This is a genomic window from Kitasatospora albolonga (assembly GCA_002082585.1).
GTDB lineage: Bacteria > Actinomycetota > Actinomycetes > Streptomycetales > Streptomycetaceae > Streptomyces > Streptomyces stephensoniae.
Genome location: CP020563.1, coordinates 3,213,605 through 3,226,858 on the forward strand (window position 1 = coordinate 3,213,605; position 13,254 = coordinate 3,226,858).

Sequence of the window (13,254 nt, forward strand, 5' to 3'; positions counted from 1 at the left end):
GGCTCCGGTCGTCCCCGGCCTCGTCGGTACGGGCGTGGCTCCGGCCGTCCCCGGTCTCGGCGGCCTTCTTCGCACGGGCCGCCTTCAAACGGCGTTCGCGCTCCTGGATGCCCACCAGGTCGTCCGGCAGCGCGTCCGGCACGTCCAGATCGAAGCGGGCCAGCACCCGCAGCCGCAGGCCGACCACCACCAGGCCCAGCATGGCCGCCCCGAAGAGCAGGTACATGAAGCCGATCCCGCGCCCCGGCCCCGTACCGATGAGGGCTCCGACCGTCGAGGTCAGCGAACCGCCGTCCTCGAACATCGGGCCGAAGAACGCCGAGCCCGCCGGGGCGATGATCCCGTGGCCGATCGGCAGGGTGGACCAGGCGACCAGGGTGTTCAGGGCGAACACCCGGCCGTGGAAGCGCTGCGGCACCTTGATCTGGACGATCGTCGTGTAGACGCCGTTGACCATGGAGAGCGCGCAGGACATGCCGAACGCGCCGATCCCGATGATCCACAGGTCCGCCCGGACCCCGACCAGGGCGCTGGCCACCGCGAGCAGCCCCGCGAGGCCCAGCATCCCCTGCATCCGGTTGCGCTTCGGGCCGCCCCAGAAGCCCATCGCGATCCCGCCGAGGATGGCGCCCGCGCCCCCGGCCACCGCGACCCGGGCCACCGACTCCAGCGAGTCGAAGGAGAGCACCAGCGGGGTGACGAGCAGGAAGAGCGGCGAGAGGAAGATGTTCAGCGCGGCGAACCAGAGGAGCATGGCCCGGAAGCCCCGGTTGTGCCAGGAGTAGGTGAAGCCGTGCTTGATCTCGGCGACCAGCGACTCGCGCCGCTTCCAGGGCAGGGTCCTGGGGAACTTGACGAGCATCAGCACGGTGACGGCGACGGCGTAGCCGACCACGTCGAGGATGAGGATGCCCTTCAGCCCGATGCCCGCCATCAAAGCGACGGCCGCCAGCGGGACGATGAACTGGGCGAATCCGAAGGCCATTTGGGTGATGCCGTTGGCGTGGCCGAGATACCGCTTGGGGACCAGCTGCGGTACGGAGGAGGCGTACGCGAGCCGTTGGAAGGTGAGGGCGACCGACAACATCCCGAGGAGCACGTAGATGTGCCAGGACGCGAGGTTCCCGGACAGCAGCAGGGTGAGCAGACCGGCCTGGGTGGAACCGGCGACGGCGCTGGCGGCGAGCATGACCCGGCGGCGGTCGAACCGGTCGACGACCGCTCCGGCCAGCGGGCCGACGAGGATGCCGGGGAGCATCCCGATCACGGCGTAGAGGGCGTACTTGCCCATCGAGCCGGTCTCCATGTAGATCCACACGGGCAGCGCGAACTCGGTCAGCGCGGAGCCGGTGATGGTGATCAACTGGCCGAAGGCGACGGCGAGGAACCGGGCCATGCCGGGATCGGGGCCGGGGGCAGCTGTCCCGCGGGACGCGGCCGGGGCGCTCTGCCCGTCGTACGGCACGGACTCTTCCGGCCGTACGGCATCGGCATCGGTACCGGCCCTGGCATCGGCATCCGTCCCGGCTCCGGTGCCCGGCTCCGGAACGCCCTTCCCGCTCACCCCGTGGAACCACCAGGACCCGTCCTCGGCCTCCGTCGGCAGCTCGCGGGAAGCCGTACCGGCCAGGATCGCCGGGTGCGTACGGGTGAGGATCTCGACGAGCTCCCGGGCCCGGTACTTGAGGAAGAAGTGCCCGCCCTCGTCCAGAACGGCCAACGCCGAGCGTTCCGCCAGGAGTTGCCACTCCTGGTACCGCTCCTCGTGGAAGTCGGTGGCCGGGTCGCGGTTGCCGATCACGCTGATCACCGGGGCGCGCAGCAGGGCCCCGCCCTCCTCCACCTCGGCCAGGACCTCGGTGAAGTACTCCTCCGCGCCGCGCGAGTCGGCCCGCATGTTGCCGATCATGAACTTCATCTGGGCCTCGTCGAGATCACCGACCTCGGCGCCCATGGAGCGCAGCCAGTTGAAGTAGACGCGGTCGCTGAGCAGCGGGTCCAGCGCGGAGATGCGGCTGAGCAGTCCGAGTACGCGTCCACGCGGCCGGGCGAAGGGGAACTGCGCCCCGATGTACAGGGCTTCGACCTCCCGGCCGGCCGCTTCGAGCAGGCGGCCGACGGCGACGGTCAGCGCGCTGCCGACCGCGCAGTGGCCGTAGAGGGCGATGGGGCCCTCGACCCGTTCGCGTATCTCCGTCGCGATCTTCTCGGCGAGCTCGTCGAAGGGCAGGTGCTCCTCGGTGACGCCCATGTCGTGGCCGGGGATGGCGACGGACCACAGGTCGTAGCCGGGCGGCAGTTCGTCGGCCACCGGCTGGTAGACGACCGCGCTGCCGCCGCCGTACGGGACACAGACGTAGGACAGCACCCGGGAGTCGGCGGGGGTGGCGCGGGTCAGCCGGTGCAGCAGGTGGCGGGGGCCGCGCTCGGACTCGTCCAGGTCGGCGAGGGCGGCGAGTTCGCGGACCGTACGGGAGGTGAACAGGTCCATCACGCTGACCGGCCGGGCCCCCACCTCGGGCAGCAGCTTGCGGGCGCGGGCGATGACCTGGGTGGCGAGCAGCGAGTGGCCGCCGAGGTCGAAGAAGTCGTCGTCCACGCCGACTTCGGGCAGGGTCAGGATCTCCGCCCAGATCTCGGCCAGCACGCGCTGGGTCCCGGTCTCCGGCGCGGCGAGCGCGCCCCCGGTCCGGCGGGCCTGCGGTGCGGGCAGGGCGCGGCGGTCGAGCTTGCCGTTCGGGGAGAGCGGCAGCGCGTCCAGGGCGACGAAGGCGGCGGGGACCATGTAGTCGGGCAGGGTGCGGCGGAGCGCGGTGCGCAGTTCGGCGGGGTCGGGCTCCCAGGGGGCGGGGGCGCCTTCGGGGGCGGTCGCCCCGGCCTCGGGTGCGGCGGCCTCCCCGGCGTGCGCGGGGGCGTCCGTGGAGTCCGGGGCACCCGTGGGGTCCGGGGCGCCCTCGGCCACCAGGTACGCCACCAGCCGCTTGTCGCCCGGGTTGTCCTCGCGGACGATCACGGCGGCAGCGGCGATCCCGGGCTCGGCGCGCAGCGCGGCCTCGATCTCGCCGGGCTCGATGCGCTGGCCCCGGATCTTGACCTGCTGGTCGATCCGGCCGAGGTGCTCCAGCTGCCCGTCCGCGCGCCAGCGGGCCAGGTCGCCGGTGCGGTAGAGGCGGGAGCCGGGCGGGCCGTACGGGTCGGGGACGTACCGCGCCGCCGTCAGACCGGGTCTGCGGTGGTAGCCGACGGAGACCTGGACCCCGCCGATGTGCAGCTCGCCCGGGGTGCCCGGGGGCAGCGGACGCAGCTCGGGGTCGAGGACGTACAGCCGGGTGTTGTCGACGGGGGCGCCGATGGGTACGGTCGCGAGTTCCCCCGCGCACTCCCAGCTCGTCACGTCGACGGCCGCCTCGGTCGGCCCGTACAGGTTGGCGAGCGCGCACGCGGGCAGCCGGACGGTGAACGCGCGGGCGGTGTGCGGGGCCAGCTCCTCGCCGCTGCACACCACGCGCCGCAGCGAGACGCAGCGCTCGACGCCGTCCTCCGCGAGGAACACGTCGAGCATGGCGGGGACGAAGTGCGCGACGGTGACGCCGTGTTGGACGATGGTGTCGCGCAGGTGGGCCGCGTCCTTGTGGCCGCCGGGCGCCGTCACGACCAGCCGGGCGCCGGTGATCAGCGGCAGGAACAGCTCCCAGACCGAGACGTCGAAGCCGGTCGGGGTCTTGTGGAGTACGCCGTCGGCGGGCCCGACCTCGTACGTACGGGCCATCCAGAGAAGGCGGTTGACGATGGAGCGGTGGGTGTTGGGCACCCCCTTGGGGCGGCCGGTGGAGCCCGAGGTGTAGATCATGTACGCGATGTCGTCGGCGCCCGGGCCCGTCAACTCACCCTCGTACGGCTCCCCTTCATCCTCCTCCAGCAGCAGGACACGGGCCGCGCACCCCTCGGGCACCGGCAGCCCGCGCTGGGTGAGCAGAATCCCGGCACCGCTGTCGGCGAGCATGAAGGCGAGGCGCTCGGCCGGGTACTCCGGGTCCAGCGGGGTGTATCCGGCGCCGGTCCTGAGGACGCCGAGGAGCCCGGCGACCAGGTCGAGCGAGCGCTCGGCGCTGACCGCCACCAGGCTCCCGGGTCCCGCGCCCGCCCCGGCCAGCCGCCGGGCGATCCGGTCGGCGGCCCGGTCCAGCTCCGCGAAGGTCAGCGTGCCGGTGGAGAACTCGACCGCCACCGCGTCCGGCGTACGGGCGATCTGCGCGGCGATGAGCCCGGTCAGGGTCTGGGACCCGGGCGCCTCGGGGGCTTCGACGGCCGTGGCGTTCCACTCGGTGAGCATCCGGCGGAGCTCGGCCGGGTCGAGGCCGTCATGGGCGGAGAGGGGGGCGTCGGGCCGGTCGGCGACGGCGCGCAGCAGCCGGTCCAGGTGGGCGGCGACGCGGGCGACGGAGGACTCGTCGAAGAGGTCGGTGTTGTAGTTGAAGGCACCGCGCAGCCCCCCTTCCCCCTCCATGAGGAAGAGTTCGAGGTCGAACCGGGTCCCGGCGGCGTGCAGCCCGAACGGCTCTACCTCCAGCGGGAGTTCATCCGATCCGGTGGCGTCGGCGGCGGAGGCGTAGTTCTGGATCGCCAGGACCGCCTGGAAGACCGGGGAGCGCGAGACGTCCCGTTCGACGTTCAGCTCGGAGACCAGCTGGGCGAAGGGCAGCTCCTGGTGGGCGTACGCCTCCAGGCAGGTCTCGCGGGTCCGGGCCAGCAGTTCGGTGAAGGACGGGTCGCCGTCCAGCCGGGCGCGCAGGGCCAGGACGTTGACGAACATCCCGACGAGCCCTTCGAGTTCGGGCTCCGGGCGGCCCGCGACGGGCGAGCCGACGGCGAAGTCGCGCTGCCCGGCGAACCGGGACAGCACCACCTGGAACGCGGCGAGCAGCACCATGTGCACGGTCGCCCCGTGCGCCTTGCCGAGGGCGATGAGCCGCTCCAGCAGCTCCCGGTCGATGTCGAAGCCGTAACCGGCGCCCTCGAAGGTCTGCTGTTCGGGGCGGGGGCGGTCGGTGGGCAGCTCCAGGGGGCGTACGTCGGCCAGCTCCCGGGCCCAGTACGCCACTTCCTGCTCCAGCCGGTCCCCGGCCAGCCGCTCCCGCTGCCAGAGGGCGAAGTCGCCGTACTGGACGGGCAGTTCGGGGAGAGGGTCGGCGCCTCCGGTCGCGTACGCGGTGTAGCCGCGCAGCACTTCGGAGACCAGCACCTCGCTGGACCAGCCGTCGCCGACGCTGTGGTGCACCACGAGGAGGAGCACATGGTCGTCGTCGGCGAGGCGGACCAGCAGGCCGTTGATCAGGGGGCCGGTGACCAGGTCGAAGGGGAGGGCGCCGAGCTCGTCCACCAGCCGGGCCGCGTGCGCCTCGTCGTCCGCTTCGGCGGTACGCAGGGCGAAGGGGGCGGGGTCGGCGATCTCCAGGACCGGGCGGCCGTCGTCGGTGGCCGGGTAACGGGTGCGCAGGGTCTCGTGGCGGGCGACGACGGCGTCCAGGGCCCGCTGGAGGGCGGGCCGGTCCAGCGGTCCGCGCAGCCGACGCGCCACGGGGATGTTGTACGCGGCGGTGCCGGGGGCGAACTGCTCCATGAACCACAGGCGTTCCTGCGCGAAGGAGAGCGGCGGGGCGGTGCCCTCGGGACGCCGGGACACCGCCCGCGCCGCCACCCGCGCCCGGCCGCGCAGCCGCTGCGCGAGGAGGGCCCGCTTGGCGTCGGAGAGCGACGCGGAGGCAGCCCGGCCGGTGGCGGGGGGCGGGGAGCTGGCGGGGGCCGGGGTGCTGCCGGAGGCAGGCGTGCCGACGGGCGCCGGGGTGGCGCCGGACTGCGGGGTGCCGCCGGGGGCCGGTCGCTCCTCGGGGCCGTCGTTCGCGGTCGGATCGCCGGGGAAGTGGTCCGTACTGCTGCTGCTCATGCCGTCGTCGTTCCGTTTCTCTGCGGTGCGCGCTCGGTGGCGAGCAGGCGCCCGGCGTCCTCGTCGGTCAGGGCTTCGATCTCGGCCAGCAGCAGGTCCTCGACCGCGAGCGCGAACGCCTCGGCGGTGCGGTGGACGAACAGCGTGCGCAGGGGGACGGTCAGCTCGGCCGCCGCCCTGATCCGGGCGACGACCCGGGTGGCGAGGAGCGAGTGGCCGCCGAGGTCGAAGAAGTCGTCCAGCGCGCCGACCCGGTCCAGCCCCAGCACCTCGGCCCACACCTCCGCCACCAGCTCCTCGGCGTCGGTGCGCGGGGCCACGTACTCCGCGCGGAGGTCGGGCCGCTGGTCGGGGGCGGGCAGGGCGCGGCGGTCGAGCTTGCCGTTCGGGGTGAGGGGGAAGGTGTCCAGGACCACCACGGAGTTGGGGACCAGGTGGGCCGGGAGCCGCGCCGCGAGAGCCGCCCGCAGACCGGCCGGTGACAGCTCGCGCCCCGTCTCCCCGGCGGCGGCCGAAGCCGCCACCACGTACGCGACCAGCGCCTCGTCCCGTACGGTCACCACCGCCCGGCCGACCCCCTCCAGGGCCAGCAGGGCCGCCTCCACCTCACCGGGTTCGACCCGGAAGCCGCGTACCTTCACCTGGTCGTCGATGCGGCCGAGGAACTCCAGCCGCCCGTCCGGCCGCCAGCGCACCAGGTCCCCGGTGCGGTAGCGGCGGGCGCCCGGCGGGCCGAACGGGTCGGGGACGAAGGCCCGCGCGGTGGTGCCGGGGCGGCCCCCGTAGCCGAGGGTCACGCCCGCCCCGCCGACGAGGAGTTCGCCGGGTGCCCCGTACGGCATGAGCCGCCCCGCCGGGTCGCAGACGGTGAGCGTGGTGGAGCCGACCGGGCTGCCGATGGGCGGGCGGCGCACGGCGTCGGCGCGGCCCAGCTCGGCGGTGGTGGCGATGATGGTGGTCTCGGTGGGGCCGTAGGAGTTGACCAGCCGTACGGTGTCCCCGAAGCGGGCCCGCCAGGCGGCGACGGCGGTGGGCTGGACCTGGTCGGCGCCGAGGATCAGCAGCCGCAGACCGGGCGGCCAGGCGACGGCGGAGAGATCGTCGGCGAGCTGGTGCCAGTACGGGGTGGGCAGGTCCAGGACGGTCAGCCCGTCGCCGCGTCCGGCCGCGAGGTGGTCGGGCAGGGTGGCGCCGGGCCCGGCGACGGTGAGCGTGGCCCCCGCCGTGAGCGCGGGGAAGACCTCCTCGGCGTGGGTATCGAAGCTCAGCGAGGCGAACTGGAGCACCTCGTCCGCCGCCGTGATCCCGTAGTCCGCGCGCATCCAGGTGATCCGGGCGGCCAGGGCCCGGTGCGGGACGACGACGCCCTTGGGCGTGCCGGTCGAGCCGGAGGTGTGGATGACGTACGCGGGGTCGCCGGGTTCGGCCTGCCAGGCGGGGTCACAGAGGGAAGCACGGTTCGCGGGGCCGTACGGGGACACCACCGCGACGCTCTCCGCGAGCCACGCGGTCCCCCCGGCGGCGGGATCGGCGACCACCACGCGTACGGCCGTGTCCGCGATCATGAACTCCAGGCGCGGGCGCGGGTGGTCGAGGTCGAGCGGCAGATAGGCGGCCCCGGCCCGCCAGGCGGCCAGCAGGGCCGTGATCGCCGCCGTACCGCGCGGCAGGCAGACCCCGACGGTGTCACCGCCGCGCACCCCGGCCGCCCGCAGCCGTACGGCGAGCGCCCCGGCCGCTTCCCACAGCTCCCGGTAGGTCAGCTCCCCCTCGGGGCCGCGCACCGCCGTACGCTCCGCGTACCGCTCCGCCGCACGGCCCAGGGCGACCGGCAACGTCGCGTCCTGACCCGGCAGTTGCGGGGCGCCGGTGCCCAGGGCCAGCAGCTCGTCGCGCTCGGCCGGGGCCAGCAGCTCCAGCTCGGTGACGGGGGTGTCCGGGGCATCGAGCGCGGCGCGCAGCAGCGTCTCGAAGTGGCGGGCGAGCCGGGCGGCCCAGGCGGCGTCGAAGAGGTCGGTGCGGTAGCCGAACACGGCGACCAGGTCGTCGCCCTCGCGGCGCAGGTCGAGCATCAGCTCGAACTTGCTGGCCGCGTGGCCGCCGTCCGCTTCGGCGCACCGCAGATCGGCGAACTGCTGCTCCCCGCCGCCCGGTTCGTCCTGGGTGTGCACGGTCAGCAGGGTCTGGAACAGCGGGCTGGAACCGAGCCTGCGCTCGATGCCGAGGGCGTCGATGAGCCGCTCGAAGGGCACCCGGTCGTGGGCGAAGCCGGACAGGACCGACCGGCGTACCCGGCGCAGGAGTTCACCGAAGGCGGGTTCTCCGGCCAGTTCGGCGCGGAGCACGAGCGTGGTGGAGAAGTAGCCGATCACCTCCTCCAGTTCGGGTTCGCCCCGGCCCGCCGCCGGTACGCCGACACAGAAGTCCTCCTGGCGGGTCCAGCGGTGCAGCAGCACCTGGTAGGCGGCGAGCAGCACCATGAAGGGCGTGCACCGCCGCTCCTTGGCCAGCACGTCCACGGCGGCCCCGGCGCCCGCGATCCGCCGGGTGTGGAACGCCCCGCTGCCGGCCGTCTCCGTCGCACCGCCCTCCCCCGGCTCCGTCACGATGGGCCGGAGATCGAGCACGGGTACGTCCGCGAGCCGCTCCCGCCAGTGGGCGAGGGCCGCTTCGGCCTCCGGGCCCCGCTCGGCCGCCCGCTCCCGTTCCGCGTACGCCGTGTACGGCAGGACCTCGGGCAGCTCGACGGGGCGGCCGGCCTGGTGGGCGGCGTACCGGGTGGCGAGTTCGGTGCGGAGCAGGTTCAGCGACCAGCCGTCGGCGACGATGTGGTGGAGGACCAGGCAGAGCAGGTGCTCGTCGGCGGCGGTCCGCAGCAGCGTGATCCGCAGGAGCGGGCCGTCGGCGAGGTCGAAGGCGCCGTTGGTCCGCTCGGCCAGCAACCGTTCGGCGCTCCCCGCCCGGCCCCGGAGGTCGAGGCTCTCCACCGCCACCGGGCCGGGCGGGTCCACGACGGCGACCGGCCGCCCGTCCACGTCCGGGAACCGGGTGCGCAGGGCCTCGTGCCGGGCGACGACCCCGTCGAACGCGGCGTACAGCGCGGCCTCGGAGAGCTCCCCGGTCAGCCGGAGCACCAGCGGAATGTTGTACGAGGCGTCCTCGGGATCGAGCCGGTGCAGGAACCAGAGGCGCTCCTGCCCGTGGCTCAGCCGGAGGCCCCCGAGCCCCGCCCGGCCTTCGGCAGTGGTCCCGCCCGTCCGCGTTCCGGTCCCGCCGGCTGTGTCGAACATGTGCCGCGCTCCCCTGCTGCCGACGCCGGTGACGACACCACCGGGAATGGCGGGCAGCACCGGACGCAATTGCCGACGGGGCGTCAGAAAGCGGCCTGAGGGGTGGCGATGAAGCCTTCCGGCACCCCTTGCGGCCTCGGCCCCGGGCAACGGCAACGGTAGGAGGAAGGAGCAGGTCAAGTCAATGGTCTGGACCACGCGGAGGTGGCCGGTAGTGGCCGGGCGGGCGCCGACATAAAGCAACGGAAACGGATTAAATGCCCCCACCCCCTGGCTGGAATCACCGCACCTGCCCGGCGGGCACCACCCCGGAGCCCACAGCCCGAGACCGGAGAAACCCTGGGCCGACGACCGAGCCCGCAGCCCCACGCCCCACAGCCGAGACACCTTGAGCCCGCCGCCCGACGCACCCCGAGGCCCCGAGCCCCGTAAGCGCCACGAGCCCGCCCCGCAGCCCGAGGCGCCTATCCCGGCCTGCCAGCCCCGCCAGCCTCACCGGCCCGGCCCGCGGGCTCCGGGGTGGTGCCCGCCGGGCCCGCCAGCCCGGTCCGCTCCCCGCCCAACCCACCAGCCCGGCCCGCAGCCCGAAGCACCCCGCCCGACCCGCCAGCCCCGCCACCCCAGCCGGCCCGGCCCGCAGCCCGAGGCACCCGCCCGGCCCGCCAGCCCGGCCCGCACCCCGCCCGGCCCGCACCCCGCCCGGCGGGCACCGCGCCGTCCAGCACCCCGGCACCCCGGCGCCCCGGCACCCCGGCACCCCGGCACCCGCCGGAGGGGCGGGGGCCACGTCGTCCCGTGGTGCGACACGGCCCCGATCGGCTCCATCTGCCGTACGACATCGGCTCCGCCCGCCGCCCGACGCGGCCCGCGAGGGCTCGCGCCTAGCGTTGCGGGCATGACGATCTTCCTTCGCGACAGGCCGACGGCGTCCATCGCTCCCGCCCTTGCGACACTGGCGGCGCTGACGGCACTGACCGCTCTGGTGGGAGCGGCCTCACCCGCATCCGCCTCCGCGCCCGGCCCTCCGCCCGCCCCGGGCCCGATATCCGCACCCCTGACCGGGCCCGCCGCCTCTCCGGCCGCCTCCCTGCCGACCCCCGCCACCTTCCTGGCAGCCCCCGCCGCCTCCCTGCCGACCCCCGCCACCTTCCTGGCAGGGCTCACCACCTCCCCAGCAGAACCCGCGGCCTACCCCTCCCCGGCAGGGCTCGCCGCCCCCTCCCCGGCAGCCCCCACCCACCCCGCATCCGCCCACCCCGCATCCACATCCACCCCCGCCTCGGCCACCCTCGCGCTCCCCCGCCCCACCGGCCCGCACGCCGTCGGGCGCGACACCCTGTTCCTGACCGACCGCGGGCGGCCCGATCCGTGGGTGCCCTCGGCGGGGGCGCGGCAGTTGCTGGTGTCGTTGCACTACCCGGCCCGCCCCGGCAGCGGCGGCGCCCCGGCCCCGTACCTGACGACCGAGGAGGCGCGGCTGATGCTCGCGCAGCGCGGGCTGGAGGGCGTCGTGCCGCCCGCCGCCGTCGCCGCCACCCGGGCCCATGCCCGTACGGACGCCCGGCCGGTCCGGGGGCGGTTCCCGCTGGTGGTGCTCTCCCCCGGGTTCGGCACGCCCCGGGCCACCCTCACCGGGCTCGCGGAGGACCTGGCGAGCCGGGGTTACGTGGTGGCGAGCCTGGACCATCCGTACGAGTCGACCGGTACGCAGCTGCCCGACGGGCGGCTCCTCACCTGCGCCGCCTGCGAACGCGTGGACGCCCAGCCCGACATGGCGGCCCGGAACAGGGTCCTGGCGGCCGTCTCCACCGGGCGGGCCGCCGACGTCTCCTTCCTGCTGGACCGGCTGACCGGGCCGCGCCCCTCCTGGCGGTACGCCGGGACGATCGACCCGCTCCGGGTGGGCATGGCGGGCCACTCCATCGGCGGCAACGCGGCCGCGTCCACGATGGCCGCCGACCGCCGGGTGGACGCCGGGATCAATATGGACGGCACGTTCTTCGCCCCGGTCCCCGCCCGGGGGCTCGGCGGGCGGCCGTTCCTGATGCTGGGGACCGACGCCGGGCACCGCCCCGGCGGTGAGGACGGGTCCTGGGACACGGGCTGGGCCCGGCTGGACGGCTGGAAGCGCTGGCTGACCGTGCGGGACTCCGGGCACTTCACGTTCACCGACACCCCGGTAATCGGCGAGCAGCTGGGCCTGGAGGACCCGGACGTCCCGCTCTCCGGCGAGCGCTCGGCCGCGATCACCCGTGCCTACGCGGCGGCCTTCTTCGACCGGCACCTGCGCGGCCGTACGGCCCCGCCCCGGCTGCTGGACGGCCCCTCCCCGCTCCACCCGGAGGTGGTCTTCCACCAGCCCCGCCCCCGGCCCTGACCACCCCCGCACGCACGGAAGCGCCCCCGGTCCGCCTCGCGACGAGGTGGACCGGGGGCGCTCAGGACCGTACGGACGGAAGCCGCTAGGCGGTGGCGGGGACCGCCGCCTTGGGTTCCGCGTCGTGGACTCCGTCCCGGTCGGCGTCGTCGGACGGGCCGAACGTGTCGATCGAGGAGGACGAGGCCGAGTTGTACTTGTCGTGGTCGAGGATCTTCTCGCGGGCCGCGACGAGGACCGGGACCAGCGCCTGGCCGGTCACGTTGGCGGCGGTGCGGATCATGTCCAGGATCGGGTCGATGGCCATCAGCAGGCCGACGCCCTCCAGCGGGAGGCCCAGCGTGGAGAGGGTCAGGGTCAGCATGACCGTCGCGCCGGTGAGACCGGCGGTGGCCGCCGAGCCGATCACCGAGACGAAGGCGATGAGGATGTAGTCACCGATGCCCAGCTGGACGTCGAAGATCTGCGCGATGAAGATCGCCGCCAGTGCCGGGTAGATCGCGGCGCAGCCGTCCATCTTCGTGGTCGCCCCGAACGGGACGGCGAAGGAGGTGTACTCCTTCGGAACGCCGAGGCGCTCGGTGACCCGCTGGGTGACCGGCATGGTGCCGACCGAGGAGCGGGAGACGAAGGCGAGCTGGATCGCGGGCCAGGCGCCCTTGAAGAACTGGAGCGGGCTGACCTTGGCGACGGTGGCCAGGAGCAGCGGGTAGACGCCGAACATCACCAGGAGGCAGCCGATGTAGACGTCGGCGGTGAACGTCGCGTACTTGCTGATCAGGTCCCAGCCGTAGGTGGCGATGGCGTAGCCGATGAGGCCGACGGTGCCGAGCGGGGCGAGGCGGATGACCCACCACAGGGCCTTCTGGAGCAGCTCCAGGATCGACTGGCTGAGCGTGAGGATCGGCTGGGCCTTGTCGCCGAGCTTGAGGGCCGCGATACCGGCGACGGCCGCCATGAAGACGATCTGGAGCACGTTGAGCTCGGTGAACGGCGTGATCACGTTGCTCGGGATGATGCCGGTGAGGAAGTCGATCCAGCTGCCGGTGCGCTGCGGGAGCTCGCCGTCCTTGGGGGTCAGGCCGGTGCCCGCGCCGGGGTTGGTCACCAGGCCGATGAGGAGGCCGATGGCGACGGCGATCAGCGAGGTGATCATGAACCAGAGCAGGGTGCGGGTCGCCAGCCGGGCGGCGTTGTTGACCTTGCGGAGGTTGGTGATCGACACCAGGATCGCGAAGAAGACCAGCGGGGCGACGGCCAGCTTCAGCAGCTGGACGAAGATCGAGCCGATCTTGTCGAGCGTGGTGATCAGCCAGGAGACGTCGTGGCTGCGGGCGATCCAGCCGAGCAGGGCACCGAGGACCAGACCGGCGACGATCTGGGCCCAGAACGGGACCTTGGGTATACGTGAAGCGGGGCCGGAGCCGGTGGACGGCTGCTCGGCCTCGGGGGCTGCGGACGCGGAGTTCGCGGACACGGACACACTCCAGTGGGGACGCATCGGAACGTACGAGGGCATACGTACGGTCGTGCGGTGGAACGGGGACGGGGTTCGCGGCGCCCGCGCCGGGGCGGCGCCGCTGCATGATGCCGTATCAGACGTTGCGGCAACAGACCGCGGACATACAGCGGCAGAGATCGAC

General features: G+C 74.2%; 3 protein-coding genes and 1 pseudogene. 1 reads left to right on the forward strand and 3 read right to left on the reverse strand.

Features of this window, described 5'->3' with window-relative positions; genetic code table 11:
* Positions 1-61: 61 nt before the first annotated feature.
* Both B7C62_13895 and B7C62_13900 read right to left on the reverse strand, forming a co-directional pair.
* Positions 62-5,764, reverse strand: a pseudogene (locus B7C62_13895) (non-ribosomal peptide synthetase).
* 176 nt (positions 5,765-5,940) lie between these two features.
* A complete protein-coding gene (locus B7C62_13900; protein ARF73238.1) occupies positions 5,941-9,234 on the reverse strand; it encodes a non-ribosomal peptide synthetase in 3,294 nt (1,097 codons plus the stop codon).
* Positions 9,235-10,384: 1,150 nt separating this feature from the next.
* Here B7C62_13900 and B7C62_13905 point away from each other — a divergent pair.
* Positions 10,385-11,611: an alpha/beta hydrolase gene (locus B7C62_13905; GenBank protein ARF77155.1), complete on the forward strand. Its 1,227-nt coding sequence runs from the start codon at positions 10,385-10,387 to the stop codon at positions 11,609-11,611.
* A gap of 85 nt (positions 11,612-11,696) precedes the next feature.
* On the opposite strand, the gene B7C62_13910 is transcribed toward B7C62_13905, so the two are convergent.
* Positions 11,697-13,088, reverse strand: coding sequence for a sodium:proton antiporter (locus tag B7C62_13910; GenBank protein ID ARF73239.1), 1,392 nt, complete (start codon positions 13,086-13,088; stop codon positions 11,697-11,699).
* Positions 13,089-13,254 lie beyond the last annotated feature (166 nt).

Bases quoted from the DNA above. Each gene is read 5' to 3' on its own strand.
- B7C62_13900 (ARF73238.1), bottom strand. From the start codon at position 9,234: ATGTTCGACACAGCCGGCGGGACCGGAACGCGGACGGGCGGGACCACT.